Genomic DNA, 25,266 nt, shown 5'->3' on the forward strand with positions numbered 1-25,266 from the left:
GCCCGAACCGTGCGGTACGTGTGCTGGCTGGCACGAGGTACAACCTCCCGACCCCGGGACGTGCCGGCTTGCACGAAGAAAGGGAGGTTCGCGTATCTGTGAGTCACGGATGCCGGGCCTCCCTCGTTTCTAAAGGGGGTGTTTCCCGATGAGGAAAACACAAAGTAAAAAGGGGTTCGGAAAGGATCTGGGTGATTTCCATGGCGTCTAGCGAAACAGCGGCTGCGGTTCAGCGGGACAGCGAGGAGCACGCGACACTGAGGCGCGTGGCAGTCTCCTCCTTCCTCGGGAACTTCATCGAGTGGTTCGACTACGCGTCTTATTCCTACTTTGCGACGGTCATCGTGCTCGTGCTCATGCCTCCGGGCGACCCGACCGTGGCGCTGCTGGAGACCTTCGGCGTGTTCGCGCTGTCCTTCCTCATGCGTCCCGTGGGCGCCTTCTTCTGGGGGCACATGGGCGACAAGAAGGGCCGCAAGTGGGCGTTGGCCACCTCCATCCTCATGATGTCGGCGGCCACCTTCGTGATCGGGCTTTTGCCCACCTTCGAAGCCGTGGGCATTCTGGCGCCGATCCTGCTTCTGTGCCTGCGCATGGTGCAGTCGTTCTCCGCTTCCGGCGAGTACGCCGGTGCGGCCACCTTCCTGGCCGAGTACGCCCCGTCCAACCACCGCGGCCTGTACTGCTCGCTCGTGCCCGCCTCGACGGCTACGGGCCTGCTCATCGGCTCGGCGCTCGCCACGTTCATGTTCATGACGTGGGGCCACGACTCGTCCTTCGTGACCGAGTGGGGCTGGCGCATTCCGTTCCTTCTGGCGGGTCCTCTCGGACTCATCACGCACTACATCCGTACCCGCGTGTCCGACTCGCCGGTGTACCAGGAGATGCAGGAGAAGCTGGAGGCCAAGGGCGAGTCCGACGACAAGCCCATCAAGCTTCTGCTCACCAAGCACCTGCGGCCTTTGCTGGTGTCCTTCGGCGCCTGCATGCTGAACGCCGTGGGCTTCTACGCCGTGCTCACCTACCTGCCTAACTACCTGCAGGACACCGTGGGCTACGACGCCGGTTCCTCGTCGCTCATCACAACGATCTGCCTGGTGGCCTACATCGCGTTCATCTTCCTGTCCGGCCGCATCTCCGACAAGGTGGGCCGCAAGAAGATGCTCATCATCGCCTGCGTGGGCTTCATCATCTTCACGGTGCCCGCGTTCTACCTGCTGAACTCGCAGAACTTCGCGATCATCCTGATCGTGGAGCTCGTCATGTGCCTTCTGCTCACCATCAACGACGGCACGCTCTCGAGCTACCTGTCCGAGACGTTCCCCACTGAGGTGCGCTACTCCGGCTTCGCGCTGTCCTTCAACTTCGCCAACGCCATCTTCGGCGGCTCGGCGTCGTTCATCTCCATCGCCCTCATCGAGGCGACGGGCAACGCCATCGCGCCGGCCTGGTACATGGTGGCCATCTCCGTGGTCGCGTTCATCGCCATGTGCATGACTCACGACAACTCGAAGAAGAAGCTGACCGAGATCCAATAGTCGGGAAGTGACATTTTCTGCGGCAGCCGAGCGATCGGGGAGGGTCGCTCGGCTGTCGCTTGCTTGTGCACTTGCACCATGAAGCGAAACTTTGACAGCGCTTCAAGTATTTCCAGAAAATAACTCTCATCTGGGGTTTCATTGTTGGGCGTTTTCTGGTAGAGTCACGCAAAAGTAATCAAAAAGGAAGCGAGTCTCCCATGGCTAAGCCGTTGTCCAAGCCCAAATCCCTGAAAGCTCAGATCACGCGAACCTCGCTGGTGCTGGCTGCGGCCGCTCTGCTTCGCGAGCGCGGCCCGGAGGCCGTCACCTATCGCAAGGTGGCAGAATGGGCCGGTGCGGCCTCGTCCTCAGTGGGCTACTATTTCGACTCCGTCACCGAGCTTCTCTACGAAGCGGGCTGCTACAACATTGAACTGTGGATCGCCCGTGCCGAGAAGGTGGCTCAGGCCGCCGATGCCTTCAACCCCGAGGAATGTCGCGAGCGCGTGGTCGACCTTCTGCTGGAGGCGTGCCTTCCAGACGACACGGTGTCCATGCCCGCCCATTATGCTCAGCTCATCGCCTCAGCCGAAGCGCCGGTGGTTACCGAGGCCTACCGCAAGGGACGCGAGGCTCTCGATGCGGCCGTGAACCGCATTCTCGTTCGCGCCGGCGTGAACCTTACTCCTTCGGTCGTCGTCGCCCTCGTCGACGGGGGAGCGGTGAAGGCGATCTCGGAAGGCTACGATGTGCGCGAGATTGCCCGTATGCTCTTGGAGACTGCTCTCGACCGGTAGCTCTGGTGCTTTCGCCTATCGTTTCAAAGGGAAGACGCCCGCTCTTTCGAATAAGGAGTGGGCGTCTTTTTTGCTGCTTCAATCGGTTACGGGGTGTACTACAAATATTGTGCGATTGCAAAAGATGATAGATATCCATAGTTGACAAGATGACGATGATTTTTCAGGAAATCGAAAACTTTCTTCGGTAAAAGGCTTTTGTGCAACTGCAAGAAATGCTATAGTGCAGCTAGTCTCAAAAGAGACGGAAGAGTGCCTATGAGATAGGAGCACATGTTATGGCAAAGATCGTCAGCTCTTGGAACGACTGGGATCCGCTGAAGCGCGTCATCGTCGGCCGCTGCGACAACTCCGTCATCCCGCCGGAGGAGCCCGCCACCTCTGAGAAGGTGCCGGTTGACTCCGAGATGCGCGGCATGTGGGGCCTGCGTCCCTCCGACACCGTGGCTCGCGGCAACGAGTGCCTCGAGAACCTCGTGAAGATCCTCGAGGACCGCGGCGTCGTCGTCGACCGCCCGACCCCGCTGCAGTGGAACCAGGCCATCGGCACGCCGGACTTCCGCAACGACTCCATGATGACCTGCATGCCTCCGCGCGACATCCTGCTGACCATCGGCAACGAGATCATGGCCGCCGCCAACTCCTTCCGCTGCCGCTACTATGAGTATCTCGCCTACTGGCCCCTCATGGAGGAGTACTTCGAGCAGGATCCCGACTTCAAGTGGACCCAGGCCCCCCGTCCCCGCCTGACCGATCGCTCCTACAAGCACAACTACTACGACGAGAAGATCACCCTTGAGGAGCGCCTGGTGCGCACCGCCAACAAGGACTTCGTGACCACCGAGGTCGAGCCGATGTGGGACGCCGCCGACGTGATGCGCATGGGCAAGGACCTGTTCATCCAGCACGGCCTGACCACCAACCGCGCCGCCATGGACTGGTTCCAGCGCTACTACCCCGAGTACCGCGTGCACGCCGTGAACTTCCCCGGCGACCCCTACCCGATCCACATCGACGCGACCTTCGTGCCGCTGCGCCCGGGCCTGATCATCAACAACCCGCACCGCCCGCTGCCCGAGCCGCAGCGCGCCATCTTCGAGGCCAACGACTGGCAGATCGTCGAGGCCGCCCAGCCCGCGCACACCGAGCCGCCGGCGCTGTGCTACTCCTCCGTGTGGCTGTCCATGAACTGCCTGGTCCTCGACCCGAAGACCGTCATCGTGGAGGCCTCCGAGGTGCATCAGCAGGAGCAGATGGACAAGCTGGGCATGAACGTCATCCCCTGCGACCTGCGCGACGCCTACCCGTTCGGCGGCGGCCTGCACTGCTCCACCGCCGACGTCTACCGCGAGGGCGAGTGCCTCGACTACTTCCCGAACCGCGTCGAGGATCCCACCCTCGTGCGCCCCGAGATGTGGAAGTAAATCCCACTCACAGCTCACGCGATGCGTTTGCGAAAGGAGCCCGCTTCGGCGGGCTCCTTTTTTTGCGCGCTTGTCGCTGGAAGTTGAATCAAGCTCCCTGCTCTATTGGCCATGATTCCAGGTCACGACTGAAAAAGGGGATTTGTGCGACTAACTATTTCGCCATTCCCGTCTGCATAAAATGATTCCTATGGTAAGGTAAACACTTAAGTCAGGGCCTTATTGAAAGGAGAAGCCATGACCGGAACTTTCACAACAGAGGGCTTGGGGTTGGGTGATTGCTATGGCATCTAGCACCAACGAAGCGGTACAGCCGGCAACGACGTACGCTGAAGCGACCGAAGCAGAGAAGCACGCCGTTCTGCGCAAGGTGACGGGGTCTTCCTTCCTCGGTAACTTCATCGAATGGTTCGACTACGCGAGCTACTCCTATTTGGCGACCGTTATCGCCATGGTGTTCTTCCCTGCGGAAGATCGTGCCGTGGCCGTGATGAGCACCTTCGGCGTGTTCGCGCTCTCGTTCCTCGTGCGTCCCATCGGCGCGATTTTCTGGGGCAACATGGGCGACAAGAAGGGTCGCAAATGGGCGCTTTCGGTGTCCATCTTGCTGATGAGCGGTGCGACCTTCCTGATCGGCTGCTTGCCCGGCTATGCTGTCATCGGCGTTGGGGCTCCGCTTCTGCTTCTGCTGCTGCGCATGGTGCAGTCGTTCTCGGCGGCGGGCGAGTATGCTGGCGCTGCCACCTTTATCGCGGAGTACGCGCCGCATAACCATCGCGGGTTTTACTGCTCGATGGTGCCGGCCTCCACGGCAACAGGTCTGCTCGTGGGCTCGCTTCTGGCCACATTCATGTTTACGGTTTGGGGCGCCGATTCGTCCTTCGTCGTCGATTGGGGCTGGCGCATCCCGTTCTGGCTGGCGCTTCCCTTGGGCTACATCACCCACTACATCCGTACCCATCTGGAGGATTCCCCGGTGTACGCCCAGATGCAGGAGCGTATGAAGGAAATGGGCGAGAAGGTGGAGCATCCCATTCGCACGCTGTTCACCAAGCACCTCAGGGTGCTGCTCATCTCGTTCGGCGCCTGCGTGCTGAACGCCGTGGGCTTCTACGCGGTGCTCACGTATCTTCCGAACTACTTGGAGACGACGTTGAACTACCCGCCGAGCGACGCGTCGACGATCACCACCATCGTGCTCGTCGTCTACATCGCCTTCATCTTCCTGTCTGGCCGCATCTCCGACAAGGTGGGCCGCAAGAAGATGCTCATCGGAGCCTGTGTGGGCTTCATCTTGTTCACGGTGCCGGCATTCATGCTGCTCGGCACGATGAACTTCTGGGTCATTCTGATCGTCGAGCTGTTCATGTGCCTGTTGCTCACCATCAACGATGGCACCCTGGCCAGCTACCTCACCGAGACGTTCCCGACCGACGTGCGCTACTCCGGCTTCGCCCTTTCGTTTAACCTGGCGAACGCCATCTTCGGCGGCTCGGCCTCGTTCATCTCGTTCTGGTTGATCGACCTTACGGGCAACGCCATCGCGCCGGCCTGGTACATGGTGGCCATCGCGGTCGTCGCGTTCATCGCCATGTGCATGACCCACGATCATTCCGGCAAGAAGCTGGACGACGTGAAGTAAGCTTTGCCGCCCATTTGCCTGCATTAAGTGAAGGGCCTCCTGCGTGAGGCCCTTTTTTTGCGACGGGGAGCGCTCTCCAGACGCAAGAAACCCCGCTGCGTTTCAAGGGCTTTCGCAGCGGGGTTCTCACCTCAGAGAGTCCTGCGGAGGGCGGCCGCAGGGGATTTGGGCGGTTAGCGCCCTGGAATTAGCGGATGATGACGGGCCAGTCTCCCATAATGGGCCTCCTCTGGTCGTTTGCGTATTCGCTGATTTCACTATAAAGTCCCGTTCTTCAATTATCAATATCTAAATTCCTGATAATAACTTTGGTACAAAATAATAATAACATTCTCAGTTATAACTATCTTTAAGATCAACTTTTGATAATAGGAGACTCCGAAGCTGATAGAATGAAAGAGGGAGAACTCAAGGAAAGGCGGCGCGATGGCGGGGAAGTCTGCGATGCGGGGAAAGACGGAGGCGGTGCCTCGGTCGACGAAGGCGACAAAGCGGCTCTCTGTGGACGAACTGGTGGCCTTTATGAGCCTGCCCATATTCTACGAGCTGCGCACGGCGGTGGACGTGGGCATCCTGCTCTTTGACGACTTGGACGAATACGATCTTCCCGAGGGCTACTCGAAGGAGGATATCTGGCGCATCCTGCTCGCTGTGCGCAAGCAGGCCGCCGTGTTCGTCCCCGAGGATCCGGAGCGCACGGCCGACATGTGGATGGTGACCACGAGCTCGCTGTCCTTCAATACCGAGATGCTGGAGGTGCGCTCGAAGGAGGACTCCTCGCTGGCGCGATCGCTTAGGGATATGCAAGGCTCTCCTTTCGTGACGCGCTTTATCGAGTGCACGCTGATGCGCGGCCTGGCGGACGAGGGCATCGCGATGGACGAGGAGCGGGTGCACGAGCTGTTCGCGGGCGCGCCGCCACTGACGTCCCTCGATCAGCTGGTGGCCAACTACTTCCGCCTGTCGAGCGATTGCGACAGCTTGGCGCGGCGCGCGGTGACCCACGGGCTCATCGAGACGCTGTACTACGAGCTTTCCGAAGGGGTTGATTTGTCCGAGCTGCCCGAGCGGGTGCTCGCGCCGTTGGATCCGCGCTTGGCGCCTCCGGAATCCCAGGTGCTGATGGATCTGGTGTGCCAGCGGGCCTGCGCGGCGGGGGACGATATGCGTTTCGGCCCCGTGTTGCGGCTGCTTAATATTAGCTGGTTCTTCCGTTATTTCAACGTGCTGCCGCGCCTGAACGTGCTCGTGGGGCTGCTTCTGCGAAACATTCTGGCCCTGAAGTGGGGCTTTCCCGTGCTCAGCTGGATACCGGAGGGCTTCGATGCGACCTTGGCGGAGGCACCGGTGGATGCGGCCCGCTACGAGGCAGTGTTCGAATCGTGGTCGACCGACTATGGCTTCGGCTTCGACTTCACGCCCTATTTCGAGCTGAACGTGTGCCTGTATCTGCGCGAGCTGGAGGGCTTGGCGGCATCCATCACCTATCTCGAGCAGCTGAACGAGCAGATCGAGCGCATCTTCGAATCCCATATCAACGCACGGCAGAAGTCTATTTTGGTGGCGCTGTGCCGCGAGCCGGGAGCTCTTTTGCGCATCGCGCCGCATCAGCGCGCATTCCGCATCGCCTACGGCACGGCCCGGGCCGATTTCCTGGGGCTCGAACGCGAGGGGTATCTGGTGCGGGAGCAGGAGGGGCGCGCCTTCGCCTTCCGTGCTCATCCCGACTTGCAGGAGAAGATCGTCCAGCTGGGGGCCGCCGTGGTCGGCTCGGCGGAAGCGAGCCTGGATGCGACGCCCCTTGTAGTATCCTGAGAGGGAACTGAGAGGGCGGTGGCGTTGAGGGCCGCCTTGAGGCCAGCCCGCGCGCTGCGGCTGGCGAGAGCGTGCGAAAGGGATTGCCATGATCAACGAGAAGATGTACGGATTGGGCGATGAGCCGAGTGCCATCCGCGAGCTGTTTGCCTACGGGATGGCGCGCAAGGCCGAGATCGGTGCCGAGAACGTGTTCGATTTCTCGATCGGCAATCCCTCGGTGCCGGCGCCCGAGCTGGTGCGCGAAACCATGCTGGAGCTTCTGGATATGGATCCGGTGGCTCTTCACGCCTATTCGCCGGCGGCGGGGCTGCCCGAGGTGAAGGAGGCCATTGCGGCGTATCTGTCTGAGCGCTACGACACGACGGCGACGTCGGGTCACTTGTACCTGACGGCCGGTGCGGCGGCGGCTTTGGCTTCATCCATTGCCGCTGTGACCCATCCGGGTGATGAGGTGGTCGTGGTGTCACCGTACTTCCCCGAGTACCGCACGTGGATCGAGGCGGCCGGCTGCACCATCGTGGAGGTGCCGGCGGCGGTTCCGAGCTTCCAGCCCGATATCGAGGCGTTGCGCGCGGCCATCGGGCCGAAGACGAGCGCGGTCATCATCAACACGCCGAACAACCCGGTGGGCGCCGTGTACACCCGCGAGAGCCTTCAGGCCCTGGCGGCCATGCTGCGCGAGCGCGAGGAGGCGCTGGGACGGCCCTTGTACCTGATCAGCGACGAGCCCTACCGCGAGATCACCTACGGCATTGAAGTGCCCTGGGTGCCGTCGCTCTACGCGCGCACCATCGTGTGCTACTCCTATTCCAAGGCGCTCTCGCTTCCCGGCGAGCGCATTGGGTGGGTGTACGTGTCCGATGCCGCTGACGACGGCGATGCGGTGGCGGTGGCCGTGGCGGGCGCGGGACGGGCGCTCGGCTACGTGTGCGCGCCGGTGCTGCTGCAGCGCGTGGCGGCTCGCTGCGTGGGGGAGCCGTCGGACGTGGCCGCCTACGCGGAGAACCGCCGTCTGCTGACTGAGGGGCTTTCCGCGCTGGGCTACGAGTACGTGGAGCCGGACGGCGCCTTCTACCTGTGGGCGCGCGCCCTGGAAGAGGACGCCCAGGCGTTTTCCGATCGTGCCAAGGAATACGAGCTGCTCATCGTTCCCTCGGACAGCTTCGGCGTCGGCGGCTGGGTGCGGCTGTCCTACTGCATCGCCCGCGACACCATCGAACGCTCGATGCCCGCATTCAAAGCCCTGAAGGAGAGCTACGAAGCCAAATTGAGTTCGTAGCCATAGCGCGCCCTCGTTTTCTCAGATTTATCCAAGCCGACCGCTTTAGGAATTTGGTTGGTGCGCTTCTCGTCATTTTCCAAAGAAAGTGGCTCTACTTACGCTTGCGGCGGGCGAGCCAGAAGAAGCCGGCGCTGGCGACGATGAGGCCGACGAGGGTCGCCACGCGGCCTACGCTGGGGTCTTTGTAGCCGATGGCGAAGACGCCGAGGCAGAAGGCGGCCATGATGACGCAGAGAATGCCGAGCCAGCGCAGGTAACGTTGCTTCTCTTCCATGGGGGCGTCCTAGCTTCCGTAAGAATTGAGGTACTCGAGGATTTCCTGGCGCGAGTGCATGCCGCACTTGCTGTAGATGCGCTTGATGTGGCTGTGCGCGGTGGCGGGGGTGATGAACAGCTCTTCGGCCACTTTCTTCTGTGTGTGACCCAGCGCGTAAAGGGTGAGCACGTCCATCTCGCGGCTGGTGAGCAGGAAGTGCTCGCCCATGCGCTCAACGTTGCGGCGCATGGAATCGGACAGCTCGCCCATGGAGAGCGGGGAAGGGATAGGGGATGGCTCCAAGGCGGCCGAGGCTGAAGAGGCGAGAGGCGATGGCATCGTCGCCGAGGGGGAAGACGAAGGGGCGGAGGCGAGAGAGATCGAGGCGGGGTCGATCTGGAGAAGCTGCTCCCGGATAGCGGCGCATTCCTCGTTGCAACGGATGCACTGGCGTGCTTCGGCGGCTTTCAGAGCCTCGGAGGCCGTCTGCTGGGCAGAAGCTTCGCGTTTTGCCGCGTTGAACACGACGTCTTGCAATGTCTGCGCCGCTTCGGCCAGCGCTGCCGCCGATTCGGCCGCATCGGCTTCGGCTTGGCGCTTGACCCGCTCGTTCTCGGCTTCCAGACGATCGTTCTCTGCGGACGACTCGCCGCGCTCGGCGTGCATGAACTGCACGAGAACCACTTGGGTGGAAATGAGGACAAGAGCCCCGAGAAGCGAGTTGATGAGCAGATCGTTGCCGGCCAACGGGTAAGTGAAGTACAGCAGCATGCGGGCGAGGGAGCGTGAGCCGAAGCAGATTACCCAGCCGCCCATGGCGTAAACATAGGGGTCGCGGGTTCCGAAGCTGGTGAAGGCGATGATGACGTACCAGCAGTAGGCGCAGATGACGATGTTCAGCGTGTTGACGGCCACGGCCCCGATCTCCCAGTGGTAGGGGAAGGCGCCGAACAGGACGAGGCTGAGAGAGGCCAGAAGTGCCATGGTGATAAACGCGTCCACGGTCATGACGCGCTCGCGGCGGCGCACAACGAGAAGCATGAGCAGGGCGCATATCAGCATGGAGCACAAGGCGTAGGCCAGCCGCGAGCTCCAGGTGAAGGGGATGGGCAGGCCGTCGGGGTAGCCGCGGAGAAAGCCGTCGACGAATCCCAGAAGCGCCATGCCGACCGCGCAGGCGGCGAGGAATCGGGAGTCCTGGATGTTGCTGCGGGCGAAGGTGAAGAAGGTGCGCGCCCGACGGTGCGGCCGCTCCGTGGGATGCTCGGCGCGCAGGCCGGCCGGGCCGAGGAAGGCGAACTGGGCCACGATGAGCGCCATACCGATGATGTTCTGCGCTCGGGTGGGCAGAAACGAAAGTAGGTAAACGATGCCGACGCTGATGAAGAAGGCCGAGAACACGAACAGGGCGGCCGTCACTTCGTCGGTGCCGCGCAGGCAGCGCAGCCAGTAGAACATGCACAGCGACAGGGCCAGGGTGCTTGCAATGCTGAGGGCAAAAGCCGTGGCCACAAGGGTTTGATCGGCGCTGTCGAGCAGGGAGAGGGCCATGGAGGCTCCGGCGGCGACGGTGATGCTCCCCACCATGATCCACTGCACGGCGGTAGCACCGAGCTCGCGGCGAGATCGCGAGAAGATGAGCAGCGCCACGATGAAGAGCGCGCAGGTGACGAACATGGAGCCGTCGGTGAAGATGCCGTCGTCGGTGGAGGCGTAGCTGCCGTAGCACGCCACGATGAGGGCTGTGCGTGCGCAGATGATGCCTGCGAGCATGGGCCAGAATGCCTTTGCGCGACTCAAAAGTCCGCTCACGACAACGCTCATGAATCCCCCTTTCGCCCGATGCGTGTTCCATCATGGCTTTCCCGCGATTCCCCATCATAGCTCTTTTTCGGGCTTGTGCGCGGGGAATCTTGGCTGCGGCGTATCTGCCGAGAGGGCCGTTACGTTTCCGCAATCTGACATCGCCTGAAAGAGGGGAGGGGCAACGAGGGGGTTCTGGTAATCTTGCAAGTGAACAATCGAAGAAGAGGAGGAGCCCATGAGCGAGGGTCGCGACATATACCACGAGCCGAAGCAGAAAGTGCTGCTGCGCACGGCCGATGTGTACCAAACCGAAGTGGACGACGAAGTGGCCGGATACTCGGATAAGCTTCTGGCCATTGTGGCCGACTACCACAACGGCGGCCGTCCCGAGGGGATGAACGCTCAGGCAATGGTCGGCAAATCGAAGCGCGGCGAGGTGGCGTTCCGCTTGTTCGGACGCATCAATCCCGAGACGCGCGTCATCGAGGCCGCCGGCTTCAAGACGCGCGGGTGTCTGGCGATGACGGGGTGCGCGAGTGCCACCTGCTCGATGATCGAGGGGCGCACCTTCGATGAGGCGCTGGCGCTCACCATTGAGGATGTGCGGGAGGCCGTGGGTGGCGTTCCCGCCGGGAAGGCGAACACGCTGACGTTCTCCGTGGAAGCGGTGCGGGCGCTCATCGGCGACTTCCTTGCGCGGGAGGGGGCCGGTCTGGCCGAGCTGGACGCGGCGGTGCCCTGCGACTCCTACAGCGTCGCTTGTCTGATGTGCGAGCATTGCTCGCTGCGCGACACGCGCACCGACCTGCTCGTGGCGGCCATGGACGGTGAGTAGCCGTGCGCGAGGAAGACGAGATCCGCGCGGCGGTGATCGCGCTGGCGGAAGCCCAGGCGGCGGGCGAGGACATTGCCGACGCGCTGCCCCATGGCGAGGCCTTGGCCGCTGCGGGCGCGGCGGCCGATGGTGAGGCCGTAGATGACGCCCTCGATCCCGAGCAGGCGCGTGAGGAGGCCATCGCGGCGGTGCTTGATGCGGCGCGCGCGGCCTCGCGAGCAAGCCGCCTGTCGTGCCCCTGTGAATGGGAGGCTGCGGGCCTTGTGCCCCCGTCGATGACGCCCGAAGACTTGGAGATGGCCGTCTACGATGCGCTTATGGAATTCGGCGATCCCAACGGCTCGCGCGATGCGGGCGATGTGGAGGGTCCCGATGCTGGAGCCGCTCCTCGCCGCGCCGCCAACAAGCACGTGAAGTCCGCCTTCTCCTCTTCCAACGGCCGCCCCGTGGGCGCATCCCCCTTCAAACGCAAAGCCGTCTCAGCGGATGCGGCAGAGGTTGGGACGGAGCGATCGGCGAAGGCGAAGCCGAGCGGAGAGGCTGAGTGCGTCGATCGGGCGAGCTCCGCGACAGAAGAAGACGTCCAAGGGGCTGGCGGGTGCCCTGACCGAGCGAGTTCCGCAGCGAACGAAACAGCCCAGTGGGCTGTTTCGCAGAGCGAGGACTGTTTGAGCGAATCAGGGTACCCGCCAGCCCCGCCCCAGGAGACTTCCAACCAGATTCCCGAGGAAGACCCGCATCCCGAGTTCGCGCACATCCGCCTGCTCATGGGTGCCGAGAGCTACTACCTCTACGACGATTCGGCCATGACCGACGCCTACGCTCGCTGGGCGTTCCTCGCCGCTGAGGATGACCCCGTGGCCACCTTCATCGAATGCGTGCGCGAGGAGTCGTCGGTCTACCCCCGCCCCATGGCGCGGGAGAACTTGGCCAACGACCCGTTTCGCATGAATGCCGAAGCGGTGGAGGCGGCCTTTGCTGAGGCCCGCGCCCAAGGTCGCGCCGACGACATCGAGCGCGTGGAAGCTTCCAACGGCGACGTCTACTTCTATTCCACGACGTATTTAACCCCTCGCCGCGCCCAGGCCCTCGCTGAGTGGGACGCCGTCGAGCGCATTCGCAACGTGTAAGACTTGCCTGCCCAAGTCTCGGCGGTTCAGTCTGTGAGCTGCGCTGTCGAAACCGTAGCTCGACCCGTATTTTTGTCGCGCTTTTCAGATGAGTTGGACATTTTTGTGGGTCGGGCTGCGGTGTTTTAGGCGACTAACTTTCCAAAAGAACAAGAAATACCTGTTCAGGGCATCGGGCTTGTTGTTCGGGCGAAGACGACCCGCAGCCCGAGAGGCAAAAATGTCGTAGGCGCTCTTCTCTGATGGCAAAAACACGCCTCGTGCTACGGGTGCGTGCAAAAAGGAGCCCCCGCAACCGGTTTGCGGGGGCTCCTTTCACGAAGGGGGAGCTCCTTCGGAGCTCGCGTTAGAAGGGGTAGGCTATCAGGTGAGGTGATGCCGCTTGGGAGGGGCGACCGAGGTCGCCCCCTACGGATCAGCCTTCAGCGCAGATCGGTTTCGCTCTGCGCATCTCCCTAGGCGTCGGGAAGCAGGCCGAGGGCGGCGAGGTCTTCCTTCACGTCGGGCATGTCGTAGTAGTCCAGGCACTCGGCCGTCGGGCAACCCAGCTCGGGATCCCAGCCAAAGCATTCGTACATCATGGTGAGGGCCGTTTGGAAATCCTCTTTGTCCATCTTGTTGGTGCCCTCGGTGAACACCTCGATGTCCGGATCCATGGTGAAGGGCCACTCGGTAACGACGTCGTGCACGTTGCGGAAGTCATTGGTACCCATTTGCCCGTTGGCACCCACCATGCCGCGCGCGGTGTTGGCTCGCTGTAGCGTGGTGATTTTCGCACCCATCTTGTACAGGTCTTCCGTCGTCACGTCTTCGCCGGTGACGGCCTTCATGAATTTGGCCTCCAGATCCAGATCGCCGCGATAGTCGCGAGCCTTCGTGGGGCTCATCGTCATGGGCCATACCCAGTTGCACAGCGTGAGCGAGTCGTGCAGCACGTCGGTGACGATGGACCACCAGGCGAAGTTCGCTTTATACTCATTCATGGGGGTGTAGTTCTTGTCCGGATCGATGGCGCTCGCATCGCCCCACACTTCGGCCGCGATCTGCTGCTTAAGCTCGAAGGGCAAGCCGCAGCCCTGGAAGTTCACGGCAGAGTGGATCATGTCGTCGCGGTTGAAGACCATGTTATAGAGCAGGCCCACCTGTCCGAAGCACTCATGGGCATGGTGCACCGGCCAGCCGCGCACGTTGATGAGCGTGGAAGCGGGGGTGTTCCACCAGTCCGGATCGTTCCAACGCTCGGTCCAGACGATGGGGCCGTGGCCGATGTAGGCGATCTCCGAGTCGTTGGCGGCGATCTTCGCCAGAAGGGGCGGCACCATGGAGGGGTCGTTATTCTTGAAGCCCTCCCAATTGATTTCCGCGTACTCCTCGGGGGGCAGCACCTTCTGGAGCAGGCCCGTAGCATAGCAGTGGGCGATGTCGCGGTATATCTGCCCGTAGTTGCACCACAGGCCCAAATCGTCCATGGTGGAGCCGAATACCTGATCCCAGATGAGGGCGTCTTCACTGCCGGCTTCAACGGAAGTGTTGTCGCCTAAAATCTTGATCATGTAGTTGGTGAACGGGAAGTTCGGCACGCAGGTGTTGCCCGTGATCTCGTAGCCGCCGTTGGCCGCCGAGGCCGGCACGCGCAAGTCGGAGTAGCAATGGATGGGGCAACTGTGGCAGCCGTCCATCTTGATGGTGTACTTCTCGGCCTCCGGGCCTTCGTCTTTGAAGGCCTTCATGCAGCGGTAGCCCACGGTGTTGATCTCGCCGGGCTTCGGCTCGCCGGTGTCGATGGGGCCGCCTTCGGCCAGCGCCCAGGTCAGTCCCTTCTGGGCCGTCCAGCGGCTGCCCTTGTCGAAGTACTCGGCCCACTCCTGCTGGGTGGAAGGTACGACGTGGTTGTTGTTGGAGCCGACGATCTCGCGCAGCATGTAGTCGGACAGGTCGGCCACCTCTTGCGGGTCGGCCACGTAGATGGGCTGGCTACCGCGCACGACGAGCGCCTTCAATTTCTTCGAGCCCATGACGGCGGCGGCTCCAGCGCCGGCGGAATGGTTGCGGGAATTGATGATGCAGGCGTAGGGCAGCAGGTTCTCGCCGGCAGGGCCGATGGTGGCCACGCAGAAGTCGGTGCCCTCCTTGCGCGAGAGCGCCTCGGTGGTGGCGCGGGTGCCCTGGCCCCACACTTGATCGGCGGGCTTGATCTCAATGTCGTCATCGTCGATCTTCAGGTAAACCGGTTCGTCGGAAGCGCCCTCGATGACGATGGCATCCCAGCCGGCCTTCTTGATGGCCGCACCGATCATGCCGCCGGTGTGGGCGTCAACAACTTGATGATCGGTGGTATAGGTGGAAAGAGAGGCGATGGTGGTGCGGCCCGCCAGGGGGACACCGGTGGCGGTCAGAGGGCCGACGGCGAACACGATCTTGTTCTCTGGGGAGAGCGGATCGGTGCCGGCGGGCACTTCGTCGTACATGATCTTGTTGGCTATTCCCATGCCGCCCAAATACTCTTTATAAGGGTCGGTGGGCGAGACGGAAACGGTTTTGTCGGTCAGGTTGACGCGGAGGATCTTACCGGTCCAGCCATAGGACTTGTTGGGATCCAATTTTGAATCAGCCATGATGAAGCTCCAAATCTCTTCGTGTACTCATGTTGCGTGGTACCAGTCGTCGATCTGGAGTAATCGTCGCGTAGAAGTATAAGGGAGGGCAATTTTACCCCCCTCCCCTCAATGAGGGGATCTTTTTCAACGGAAACATGACGGCTCCTCTACGGCCGGGTGAGGAGAAATCAAACGTTCGGTAATCCCCCTCAAAGAGGGTACACAGCTTCTTCATTCATGACTATGATGCCCTCTGTTGCGTGGCGTCGCGATCTTGAGTTCTCTCTGAGACAAGCATGAAGTTACAAGGGGGAGTTCAAATGTCTGACACCCAGAAAAATGAAACCGTGGCCACCGAGCAGCCGCCCGCGGCTCCGGTGTCCGCTACCGAGCCCGGCTCTGCGCCGGCCTCCGAGAAGAAGCAGCCCTTCTTTACCCGCCGCACCGTGCTCGCCATGACCGGTTGTGGTGTTGCCGGCCTGGTGGTCGGCGGCGTGCTCGCCTCCTGGGGCGTGACCACCGCTTCCATCGCCTCGGGCCGCATTGAGCTGCGTACCACTCCTACGAAAATGATCGTCACCGACCGCGCTCGCTGCTCCGGCTGCCAGCGCTGCGAGATGATGTGCACCCTGAAGAACGACGGCGCGACCCAGCAGTCCATCGCCCGCGTGCGCGTGTGGGACAACTACAATTTCGGTTCCGGCGTCGATACCAACGACGGCATCTTCGGCAACTGCCAGTTCACGGTCGCCTCCTGCAAGCAGTGCGCCGATCCGCAGTGCGCCAAGTACTGCCCCGTCCACGCCATCCACTCCGATGAGGAGACCGGCGCTCGCGTTGTCGACGAGGACGTGTGCATCGGCTGCGGCATGTGCTCTGCCGCCTGCCCGTGGAACATGCCCCACATCAACGCCCAGACCGGCACGTCGACCAAGTGCATTTCCTGCGGCCGCTGTGCCGAGCAGTGCCCCAACGGCGCCATCAAGTTCATCGATTGGGAGGATATTGCCCAGAAGGCCATCGACGAGGGCGTGGTTTCCACGGCCACCATCGTCGAGGCTTAAACGATAGAGAGAAGGACCATTATGTCAGGACACGCTTTAACACGGCGCAGCTTTTTAGTTGGAAGCGCCGGGGTGGCTGCCGTGGCCGCCGGCGCGGGCCTTGTGAGCTTGTCGGTTCGCGGCGAAGCCGATGCTGATGCCGAGACGGATAAGCGAACCGAAGTGGTGCACTCGCTGTGCAATTCCTGCTCGAGCAAGTGCGGTTATTACGCCTACGTCGTAGACGGCGAGCTCACGAAGCTCATCGGAGATGAGGCCCATCCGAACGCTCAGGGCAAGTTGTGCGCGCGCGGGTACGGCTATTCCCAGATCGCCTATTCGCCCGATCGACTCACCGACCCGATGAAGAAGAACGAAAACGGCGAATTCGAAGTAATAGGATGGGATCAGGCGCTCAGCGAGATCGGCCAGAAGGTGAACGATATCATCGCGCAGTACGGCCCCGAGGCGCTTGCCATGGTGCAGGATCCGCGCCCGTCGGGCAAGTACTACACGAAGCGCTTCATGAACGCGCTCGGCAGCCCCAACGTGTACACGCACGGCGCCGCCTGCAACCTCTCCAAGGAGTCCGGGTTCACGCAGGCCATCGGGGCGGCCAACTTCGAATCGGATGTGGCCAACTCGAAGATGACGATGTTCATCGGCCGCAGCTATGCCGACGCCATCCGGCCCAGCTCGGTGGCCGCGCTGCAGCAGGCGCACGAGAACGGCGCGCACATCGTGCTGGTGGATCCGCGCCTGAACAACAGCATCGCCTTCGCCGACGAGTGGGTGCCCATCAACCCCGGCACCGACCTGGCGCTCATCTTGGCCATGTCCAACGTGCTTATTAATCGCGATCTCTACGATGCCGAGTACGTGGCGGCCAACAGTGTCGGATTCGACGAGTGGGCGAGCGCCATCGCGGGCTACACGCCGGAATGGGCCGAGGGCGTCACGGGCATTCCCGCTGCCGACATCGAGCGGCTGGCGCTCGAGTTCGCCGAGGCGGCCCCCGCGGCCTCCATCGAGCCGAGCTGGCGCGGTGCCTTCGGGTGCTCGTACGCGAACTCGGGCGAGACGGCGCGCGCTCTCTGCTTGTTCAACACACTTCTGGGCTGCTGGAACCAGCCCGGCGGGGCGCTGTTCCTCCCCAGCGTGAAGACAGGCGATCTCGATCCGGCGAAGTTCCCCGAGGTGCCGAAGGTCGAGGCGAAGATGTGGGGCGCCGAGGAGTACCCGCTGGCGCTCTCTTCCATGGGCACCAACCTCTACGTCGCCGAGATGGCGAAGGAGGGCAAGGTCAAGGGCCTGTTCTTCTACAACTCGAACATGGCGGCCGGCTATTCCAACCCCGCCCAGCTGGCAGAGGACTTCGCGAACCTCGATCTGATGGTCGTCGTCGACGTGCAGATGTCGGAAACCGCGATGCTGGCCGACTACGTGCTGCCCGAGTGCAGCTACCTGGAGCGTCGCGAGCTGCCCGAGTTCGTGGGCGGACGCGTGCCGGTCGTTTCCCTGCGCGATCAGGTGCTCGAGGTGATTCACCCCAACACGCGTCCGGCCGATGTGATCTTCACCCAGCTGGCCGAGGCGTGCGGCGTGGGGCAGTACTTCCCGTTCACCGTTGACGAGCTGGCCGACGCGCAGCTGCGCAGCGTGGGCACGAGCCTCGATGAGCTGCGCCAGGTCGGCACGATCTCGTTCCCCGAGAAGGCCTATGCCTACGGCAAGGTTCCCGAGTGGAAGACCCCGACGGGCAAGATCCAGTTTACGAGCGAGGCGTGCGCGGCGGCTGGGCTGTCCGCATGCCCGGTGTGGGTCGAGCCCCAGGTGATGCCGAACGAGACCGTCGGCGAGTTCCGCCTCATCGGCGGCAAGCAGGCCATCCACACGCATACGCAGACCGCCAACTGCGAGCCTTTGATGGACATCACGAAGTCCTACGGCCTCGACCGCATCTGGATCAACGCCGAGGTGGCCGAACGCTTGGGCATCGCGGACGGCGACGAGGTCATTCTGTCGAACACGATAGCCGAGGGCCCCATCAAGGTGAAGGTGACCGAGCGCATCAACCCGACGGCCATCTACATGCCCTCCCATTATGGCTGCAAATCCCCCGATCAGCACACGGCTTACGGCGTGGGCTTGAACTTCATGGACTTCGTTCCCTTCCACATGGAACCGGCCTATGGCTCGGCCATGACCCAGGAAACGTTGGTTTCCGTGCAGAAAGTAGGTGAATGATGGCACGCTACGGAATGCTCATCAATACCAAGAAGTGCATTGGCTGCTATGCCTGCCGCACGGCCTGCCAGCGCCAAAACGACCTGCTCCCCGACGAGTCGTTCATTCGCTTCGAGGAGCGCGAAGTGGGCAAGTACCCCAACGTGACCGTGGAGCACATCCCGCTGCAGTGCATGCACTGCGAGGACGCGCCGTGCGCGAGCGTGTGCCCCACCGGAGCCGCGCACATGGGCTCCGACGGCATCGTCGAAGTGGATCACGGCCGGTGCATCGGTTGTCTGTACTGCATGGCCGCCTGCCCCTATCAGGTGCGTACGCGCAATTCGAAGACGGGCGAGGTGGACAAGTGCCGCTTCTGCACGCTTTCTTCCTATGAGAACGGCACGAAGATGTGCTCGTGCGTCGATGCCTGCCTGACCGGTGCTCGCATCTTCGGGGATCTGGACGATTCCGATAGCGAGATTTCCAAGGAAATCGCGCGTACGGGTGCGGCCCCCATCGCCGGTGATCTGACCCGCGCCAAGATCTATTACGTGAGGTGATTGACATGATCTACGAACCCATTTGGGGCGCCATCATCGCGTGGTACCTCTTCCTGGCCGGCTTGGGCGGCGGTGCGTTCGCAACGGCAGTGTTCGTTCGCTATCGCCACCCGGAGTGTAAGCGCCTCATGCGCGTCGGCCGCCTCATCGCGCCGATCGTGGTCATCATCGGTCTGTGCTTGTTGATGTTCGACGCTGCCGCGGGCTTCGCCCATCCGCTGCGCTTCGCGCTTCTGCTTACGAACTTCGGATCGGTAATGACCTGGGGCGTGGTGTTTCTGGCGGTGTTCGTGGTCGTCGCGCTCATCGTGCTGGTGCTTGATTTGATGAAGCGCGAGGTGCCGATGTGGCTCGATTGCGTGGGGCTCGTCATGGGCCTGTGCGTCGCCATTTACACCGGCTGCCTGCTCGGCGTGTGCCAGGGATTCCCCCTGTGGAACAGCGCGCTTCTGCCGATTCTGTTCCTCGTGTCCGCCGTGTCCACCGGCATGGCCGCGGTGCTGCTCGTCGGCGTGTTCTACGCGCCTGACGAGTTCAACGAGGTCGTCGTCATGAAGAAGTTCCACTTCTGGCTGCCCGTCATCGAGTTCGTGCTGGTTGCCGCGCTGCTGTTCATCACGGCGTTCAACCCCAGCCCCGCCGGCTGGGAGAGCGTGATGTCGCTGGTGGCGGGCAATTGGGCCGTCGCGTTCTGGCTCTTGTTCGTCATCGTGGGCCTGGTGCTCCCGACGATTCTGGAGTGCTGGATGCTGTGGCTGGCCAAGCACGAGTTCGAGACCTCGCGCACGGGCCAGATGATCAGCGCGCTATCGGACGCGGGCGTGCTCGTCGGCGGCTTCATGCTGCGTCTGCTCATCGTGAGCGCGGCGGTGCCGATCACGATCATTCAGCCTTGGATGCTGTAAGTTCTTGCGATACCCACTCCTTGCAAAAGGCGGCCTTAGGGCCGCCTTTCTTGTGGGACGGCTCGGCAATTTTGTTTCGCGGCCTTGAAGGGAGCAGGTTTCGGAGAGGGCGGCTGCGGAAGGGTGCAGCTGCGGGAGGGTGCAGCTGCGGAAAGGGGGAGGGGTGGTTTTAGACCTGGATGTGGTACGTTTCGACGAGCCATTCTTCGAGGCAGAGGCCGCTTTGCGTTATGGCGGAGGCGGCCTCCTTGCCGACGTAGCGGTAGTGCCAGGGCTCGTAACCGATGCCGGTTGTGGCGCTTTTGTCCGTGGGGTAGCGCAGGATGAAGCCGTATTCGGCGCAATGGATCATGAGCCATTGCTGGGTGGCCGTCTCTTCCTGGCCTTCGTCCAGTTCCAGATAGTCAGCGTCCACGATGTCGACGGCGAGACCGGTCTGGTGCTCGCTGGCACCTGGAGGTGCCACCCAGAACGCGGCAGCCTCCTCGGCTTCGGTGCCTTCCAGATGCTCCTCGCGCTCGGCTCGCTCGATGCGGTTTTCGAAGAGATTCTCCTGGTAGTCGTAGGTGCGGAAAGAGGAGCAGATGATGGGATGTGTGCCGGCGGCCTCGGCAGCCGTGAGCATGGCCGCGAGGTCTTCAACGATGCGGGCGTCCACTCGGTGGTTGACGTGGGGCTCCACCCAGCTTGCGTCGGGCAGCTCGGCCAAGTTGTTGGGCTCGAAGTCGGCGTCGAGGGGGTGCTCTCGGTTCACGAGGCGCAGGTTCCAGGGGAGATCTTCGAGCGCCGTCGGAGGCGTTTCGCTATTGGTTGCGGCCGCTGACTCGGTTTCGGGAGAGGCCGCGGCAGCTGAGGTCGCCTCTGCGTTGGATGAGGCGATTGCGCCATTAAGCGGCGTCGCTGGCTGGGTGAGGGTGCCGGATTCGGAAGGTACGGGCTGGGCGTGGGCGGCCGGCCTGCGGGAGGCGAAATAGGCGCCGTCGCCGATGACGAGCACGGCGGCCAGTCCGCCGGCGAGCGCGATGAACTCTCGACGGTCGAGCGCGAATGGCGCATTCGACATGGAGCCTCCTCCTTCCTGGGTCTGGTGCTTCGTTTGGCTTGCCTTCGGCTGGTGCGTTGTCGCTTGGGGCTCGGCTCGCTTTTGGGGCGGCCGGCTCCGGCGACGTGCGATCGTCACTGGAATGCGCCAGTTGCGACTGGCGGGACGATGGGGGCTCCCATGGTAGCGCTTGAGTTGCACGACGCGTGACAGCATCGGGAAAAAGACGCACACCTTACGCTTTCTTAATCGGGGCGTTCAGGGTTCCGCAAGCGGGAAGGTGCAGGCGCTATAATAGCGGTCATGAAAAAGCCGATAGAGAAAACGAAAGAGGCGATTGCGCAGAACGATGCGGGCGATGCTTCCGACGTCGCGACTGATCGCGCAATCGAGGCGAGGGAGGAAGTCTCAACGGAAGCTGCCGACGAAGGCTCTGCGGAGACCGCAAGCAGAGGCTCTGCGGAAGGCGAGGAGGATGCCGAATCTCGCGTGCGCTTATCGAAGACGAACCGCTATGATTTCGGGGTTGTGTCGGCGGCCACGCATAAATCGATGCAGGGCAACAAGAGGCGCGACACGAAGCCGGAGGTGCTCGTGCGCCGCATGCTGCGCGAGATGGGCTTTACCGGCTACCGCTGCGATTGGAAAAAGGCGCCTGGGCGGCCCGATGTGGCGTTCGTGGGGCGCAAGCTGGCCATCGAGGTTCGCGGGTGCTTCTGGCATCGGTGCCCCGTGTGCAGCCTGTCGGTGCCCAAGAAGAACCTCGATTACTGGGAGGCCAAGTTCGCCCGCAACGTCGAGCGCGACGAGCAGAACCTGGCGGCATTAGAGGAGGCCGGCTGGAAGGTGCTCGTGCTGTGGGAGCACCAGCTAAAGAAGAAAGAGCTACCCGCCACGCGCCGCCTTCTATACGAATTCGTGCGCCGCGAGGACGACCCCGACTACGACGAGGCGTTTCCTGCAGAAGAGATGGTCTGAGTATGCTATTCAAATCCAGATTTATCAAATCGTGATTTGAATTCTCTGAACTGGGGTCTTGCACAATGTTGGGTTTGCGCGCACCGACAAATACAAGCGCTGTTGCAAATAGTCTCAGGTTGTTTCATACTAATGAGACTTCTTGAAGCTATTTACGGGGGTGGGCTATGAGTGTGTACGACTTCAATCTGGAGGACTATATCGGTCTTGCCCGACGCCTTGGCACCGACACGGAGCGGGTAGAGGTGAAAGCGGCCGCTCAGGGGCTTCCGAAAAGTATGGCGGAGACGCTGAGCGCGTTTTCGAACACATCGGGCGGCGTGGTGGTTCTGGGGTTGGCGGAGCGCGCGGGCTTCCAGGCTGTTCCGGGCTTTAAGGCGCGCGCTGTGGCCGATGGGTTGGCGCAGATGTGCGGCGAGAAGATGAAACCGCCCGTGCGGGCGTCGGTGGAGATCGTTGAATTCGAAGGGTCGCCCGTGGTGGTGGCCACGGTGCCCGAACTGCCGCCCGAGCTTAAGCCCTGCTTCGTCAAGTCGTGCGCAATGCATGACGGCTCCTATGTGCGTGTGGGGGATGGTGATCGGAGGCTGAGCCCCTACGAGGTGGACCGCCTGCTGGAGGGGCGTCGGCCGCCGCACTACGATCGCGAGGTGGTCGAAGGGGCTTCAGCGGGAGATTTTGACGACGAACTTCTGGAGGGGTTCATTCGCCGGCAGCGTGCCGATTCGCCGCGCGCGTTCAAGGGCATGAGCGACGAGGAGCTGCTTGAGGCGCTCTGCGTGACGGCTCGTGACGGGGAGGGGATCGTGCGACCCACATTGGCGGGACTTATGGCGCTCGGGCGCTTTCCACAGCGTTATTTCCCGCGGGCCTGCCTTTCGTTTACGGTGATCCCGGGGACGTCGAAGGCCGATGTGAGCGTCGAAGGGCTGCGTTTTCTCGATTCTCGCGAGATCGTCGGGCCCATCCCTGTGATGATATCGGAGCTGATGGTGGCGCTGCGACGCAACGTGCGCGTCTCGTCGAAGGTGGAGGGGGCGTTTCGCATCGATAGACTCGAGTATCCCGAGACGGCCGTGCGCGAGGCGGTGGCCAACGCGCTCATGCACCGCGATTACTCGCCGGACGGGTGCGCCTCCCAGGTTCAGGTGACTATGTACGGCGACCGCATTGAGATATTGAGTCCAGGTGGTTTGTGCCGGGCTATGACGGTCGACCGTTTGGGCGAGCTTGGCGTTTCCTTCCCGCGCAACCAGGCACTGGCCAACATCCTGCGCGCCACCCCCTATGCCGAGGGGTTTGCCGAGGTGGGCAGTGTGGTGGAGAACAAGGGCACGGGTTACTTCCAGATTCGGGCCAGCTTGCGCGAGGCGAATATGCCGGAACCGGTAGCCATTGACCACATCACCGCTTTCGAGGTGGCGCTGTACAAGGCCGGCGCTGGCGCGGAGGCAGGGCGGTTCGGGTTCGGGTTCGGCGGCCGCGCGGGGGGTGGCGGCCGCGGTGGTGTTCGGCTGCCTGAGGGCGCTGCGGGCGGGAAGATCGTGCGATCCGTCACGGAGTGGTCAGACGAAACAGGTCGCTTCCATACCATTCATGTGCTGGCGCCGGGTACGGTGGAGTGCGACATCGTCGACTTCTTGGAAGAGGCGCCCGCACCGGTGAGCTCGCGGATTCTTATGGACGCGTTGGGCAAGTCGAAGGCGACGATTAGCCGCGCGCTCAATCGGCTGATGGACAAGTCTCTTGTGGAACGGCTGGGGCCGTCGCGCGGCCCGGGCGCCGTCTATCGGTTGGTTCAGTAGGCGCGCTTCAAAGGCGCGAGGAACGCTTCGTAGAGGCGGTTGTCGTCGTCGAGTTCGGGGTGGAAGGCGGCGGCAATCTGGTTGCGGTAGCGCACGGCCACCGGTGCGTCGTCCAGGGTGACGAGGAGCTCGACGTCAGAACCGAGGGCTTCGATGCGCGGGGCGCGAATAAAGGTGAGAGGAACTGCTTCATCTTCCCAGCGACCCTCGGCGTGGAAGCTGCCGAGTTGGCGGCCGTAGGCGTTGCGGCGCACGGTGACGGGCAGGGTGCGGAAATGGTCGGCGAGCAGGATGAGGCCGGCGCAGGTGCCGAGGGCGGGGAGGCCCTCGGCGATGCGTTGGCGCAGCGGTTCGAACATTCCCAGGTCATGCAGCAGCTTCGCCTGTACGGTGGACTCGCCGCCGGGGAGCACCAGGCCGTCGAAGGGACGGGCGAGGTCGGCGGCCTGGCGCAGCTCGATGGTGGTGCAGCCGAGGGATTGCAGGCGCTGCTCGTGCTCGATGAAAGCGCCTTGCAGGGCGAGAACGGCGATGGTTGGGGACATGGGTTCTACTGCCCCCGCTCTTCCATGATGATCTGGATCTCCTGCTCGTTGATGCCCACCATGGCCTCGCCGAGGTCTTCGGACAAGGCGGCGAGCATCTCAGGATCGTTGAAGTTCGTGGTGGCCTTTACGATGGCCTCGGCGCGTCGGGCCGGGTCGCCCGACTTGAAGATACCGCTGCCCACGAAGACGCCCTCGGCGCCCAGCTGCATCATAAGGGCCGCGTCGGCCGGGGTGGCGATGCCGCCGGCGGCAAAGTTCACGACGGGCAGCTTGCCGGCCTCGTGCACCTCGCGCAGCAGCTCCACCGGCACTTGCAGCTCCTTCGCCGCTTCGAACAGCTCATCGTCGCGCAGGTTCTGGATGCGGCGGATTTCAGCGTTCATCCGGCGCATGTGGCGCACGGCCTGCACGACGTCGCCGGTGCCCGGCTCGCCCTTGGTGCGGATCATCGTGGCGCCCTCGGCAATGCGGCGCAGGGCCTCGCCGAGGTCGCGGGCGCCGCAGACGAAGGGGACGGCGAAGACGGTCTTGTCGATGTGGTAGGTGTCGTCGGCCGGCGAGAGCACTTCGGATTCGTCGATGTAGTCGATGTCGATGGCCTGGAGGATCTGCGCTTCGGCGAAGTGCCCGATGCGGCATTTCGCCATGACGGGGACGGAAACGGCCGCCTGGATGCCCTCGATCATGGCCGGGTCGCTCATGCGGGACACGCCGCCGGCCGCGCGGATGTCGGCGGGGATGCGCTCGAGCGCCATAACGGCCGCGGCTCCGGCGGCCTCGGCGATGCGGGCCTGCTCGGGGGTGGTGACGTCCATGATGACGCCGCCTTTCAGCATTTGGGCGAGCTGGCGGTTGAGGGCTACGCGCTCAGCAGAGGTGATGGGAGTAGCGGGGTTGCCGGCCTGGTTAGCGGCGGGGGCGGTTTCGGTCACGAGGACTCCTTCCTTTTGCAAAAGATATGAGCGGAAGGGTAAGGGATAACTGAGCTTAGTGTTATATTCAATTTGGGAAGTTTTAATAAGGTCAGTTGGAAGTGGCCTCGGTTTCGC

At 62.7% G+C, this 25,266-nt stretch carries 19 protein-coding genes and 1 pseudogene; 14 read left to right on the forward strand and 6 right to left on the reverse strand.

Annotated elements, in window-relative coordinates:
* Positions 1–200: 200 nt before the first annotated feature.
* The 6 genes from AEQU_RS01935 to AEQU_RS01960 all read left to right on the forward strand — a co-directional run bounded on the left by AEQU_RS01935 (position 201) and on the right by AEQU_RS01960 (position 8,480).
* Positions 201–1,538: an MFS transporter gene (locus AEQU_RS01935; protein WP_051353469.1), complete on the forward strand. Its 1,338-nt coding sequence runs from the start codon at positions 201–203 to the stop codon at positions 1,536–1,538.
* 200 nt (positions 1,539–1,738) lie between these two features.
* Positions 1,739–2,317 (forward strand): TetR/AcrR family transcriptional regulator, encoded by a 579-nt coding sequence (locus AEQU_RS01940; RefSeq protein ID WP_022739241.1) that lies wholly within the window; start codon positions 1,739–1,741, stop codon positions 2,315–2,317.
* A 278-nt stretch (positions 2,318–2,595) separates the two neighbouring features.
* Complete coding sequence (locus tag AEQU_RS01945) at positions 2,596–3,741, forward strand: amidinotransferase (RefSeq protein ID WP_022739242.1); 1,146 nt, start codon at positions 2,596–2,598, stop codon at positions 3,739–3,741.
* A gap of 283 nt (positions 3,742–4,024) precedes the next feature.
* Positions 4,025–5,383: an MFS transporter gene (locus tag AEQU_RS01950; protein ID WP_041714334.1), complete on the forward strand. Its 1,359-nt coding sequence runs from the start codon at positions 4,025–4,027 to the stop codon at positions 5,381–5,383.
* Between the two features lie 501 nt (positions 5,384–5,884).
* Entirely contained in the window at positions 5,885–7,198 is a 1,314-nt protein-coding gene (locus tag AEQU_RS01955) for a hypothetical protein (RefSeq protein WP_144079456.1), read from the forward strand.
* A gap of 88 nt (positions 7,199–7,286) precedes the next feature.
* Positions 7,287–8,480 (forward strand): pyridoxal phosphate-dependent aminotransferase, encoded by a 1,194-nt coding sequence (locus AEQU_RS01960; RefSeq protein WP_022739245.1) that lies wholly within the window; start codon positions 7,287–7,289, stop codon positions 8,478–8,480.
* Positions 8,481–8,574: 94 nt separating this feature from the next.
* Here the strand turns inward: AEQU_RS01960 and AEQU_RS01965 are convergent, their stop codons facing one another.
* Both AEQU_RS01965 and AEQU_RS01970 read right to left on the reverse strand, forming a co-directional pair.
* Positions 8,575–8,757 (reverse strand): LPXTG cell wall anchor domain-containing protein, encoded by a 183-nt coding sequence (locus AEQU_RS01965; RefSeq protein WP_022739246.1) that lies wholly within the window; start codon positions 8,755–8,757, stop codon positions 8,575–8,577.
* Between the two features lie 9 nt (positions 8,758–8,766).
* The gene (locus AEQU_RS01970) at positions 8,767–10,563 is read right to left on the reverse strand and encodes a response regulator transcription factor (RefSeq protein ID WP_022739247.1); all 1,797 of its coding nucleotides are present in this window, start codon (positions 10,561–10,563) and stop codon (positions 8,767–8,769) included.
* Between the two features lie 217 nt (positions 10,564–10,780).
* On the opposite strand from AEQU_RS01970, the gene AEQU_RS01980 reads away from it, so the two are divergent.
* On the forward strand, positions 10,781–11,380 hold the full coding sequence (locus tag AEQU_RS01980; protein ID WP_022739248.1) for an iron-sulfur cluster assembly scaffold protein: 600 nt from the start codon (positions 10,781–10,783) through the stop codon (positions 11,378–11,380).
* 2 nt (positions 11,381–11,382) lie between these two features.
* Positions 11,383–12,510: a hypothetical protein gene (locus AEQU_RS11665; protein WP_022739249.1), complete on the forward strand. Its 1,128-nt coding sequence runs from the start codon at positions 11,383–11,385 to the stop codon at positions 12,508–12,510.
* Positions 12,511–12,965: 455 nt separating this feature from the next.
* On the opposite strand, the gene AEQU_RS01990 is transcribed toward AEQU_RS11665, so the two are convergent.
* Complete coding sequence (locus tag AEQU_RS01990) at positions 12,966–15,125, reverse strand: aldehyde ferredoxin oxidoreductase (RefSeq protein WP_022739251.1); 2,160 nt, start codon at positions 15,123–15,125, stop codon at positions 12,966–12,968.
* A 302-nt stretch (positions 15,126–15,427) separates the two neighbouring features.
* Between AEQU_RS01990 and AEQU_RS01995 the strand changes: the two genes are divergently transcribed.
* The 4 genes from AEQU_RS01995 to nrfD are packed head-to-tail and all read left to right on the forward strand — an operon-like array spanning position 15,428 to position 19,844.
* A complete protein-coding gene (locus AEQU_RS01995; RefSeq protein WP_022739252.1) occupies positions 15,428–16,171 on the forward strand; it encodes a 4Fe-4S dicluster domain-containing protein in 744 nt (247 codons plus the stop codon).
* A gap of 21 nt (positions 16,172–16,192) precedes the next feature.
* Positions 16,193–18,397, forward strand: a complete 2,205-nt coding sequence (locus AEQU_RS02000) for a molybdopterin-containing oxidoreductase family protein (protein ID WP_041714341.1) — start codon at positions 16,193–16,195, stop codon at positions 18,395–18,397.
* On the forward strand, positions 18,397–18,939 hold the full coding sequence (locus AEQU_RS02005) for a 4Fe-4S dicluster domain-containing protein (RefSeq protein ID WP_041714836.1): 543 nt from the start codon (positions 18,397–18,399) through the stop codon (positions 18,937–18,939). Before AEQU_RS02000 ends, AEQU_RS02005 begins: the two co-directional genes overlap by 1 nt.
* Before the next feature lie 5 nt (positions 18,940–18,944).
* Positions 18,945–19,844, forward strand: a complete 900-nt coding sequence (gene nrfD, locus AEQU_RS02010) for an NrfD/PsrC family molybdoenzyme membrane anchor subunit (protein WP_022739255.1) — start codon at positions 18,945–18,947, stop codon at positions 19,842–19,844.
* Between the two features lie 246 nt (positions 19,845–20,090).
* Here nrfD and AEQU_RS11670 read toward each other — a convergent pair.
* A pseudogene (locus AEQU_RS11670) lies at positions 20,091–21,102 on the reverse strand (M15 family metallopeptidase); the annotation flags it as partial.
* Positions 21,103–21,375: 273 nt separating this feature from the next.
* Here AEQU_RS11670 and AEQU_RS12730 point away from each other — a divergent pair.
* Positions 21,376–21,864 (forward strand): very short patch repair endonuclease, encoded by a 489-nt coding sequence (locus tag AEQU_RS12730; protein WP_244874831.1) that lies wholly within the window; start codon positions 21,376–21,378, stop codon positions 21,862–21,864.
* A gap of 167 nt (positions 21,865–22,031) precedes the next feature.
* On the forward strand, positions 22,032–23,669 hold the full coding sequence (locus tag AEQU_RS02025) for an ATP-binding protein (protein WP_022739258.1): 1,638 nt from the start codon (positions 22,032–22,034) through the stop codon (positions 23,667–23,669).
* Here the strand turns inward: AEQU_RS02025 and pdxT are convergent.
* Both pdxT and pdxS read right to left on the reverse strand, forming a co-directional pair.
* Positions 23,663–24,214: a pyridoxal 5'-phosphate synthase glutaminase subunit PdxT gene (pdxT, locus tag AEQU_RS02030; RefSeq protein ID WP_022739259.1), complete on the reverse strand. Its 552-nt coding sequence runs from the start codon at positions 24,212–24,214 to the stop codon at positions 23,663–23,665. The genes AEQU_RS02025 and pdxT overlap by 7 nt on opposite strands.
* Positions 24,215–24,219: 5 nt before the next feature.
* Complete coding sequence (pdxS, locus tag AEQU_RS02035) at positions 24,220–25,098, reverse strand: pyridoxal 5'-phosphate synthase lyase subunit PdxS (RefSeq protein ID WP_041714841.1); 879 nt, start codon at positions 25,096–25,098, stop codon at positions 24,220–24,222.
* Positions 25,099–25,266 lie beyond the last annotated feature (168 nt).

The sequence above is a fragment of the Adlercreutzia equolifaciens DSM 19450 genome, assembly GCF_000478885.1.
Lineage (GTDB): Bacteria > Actinomycetota > Coriobacteriia > Coriobacteriales > Eggerthellaceae > Adlercreutzia > Adlercreutzia equolifaciens.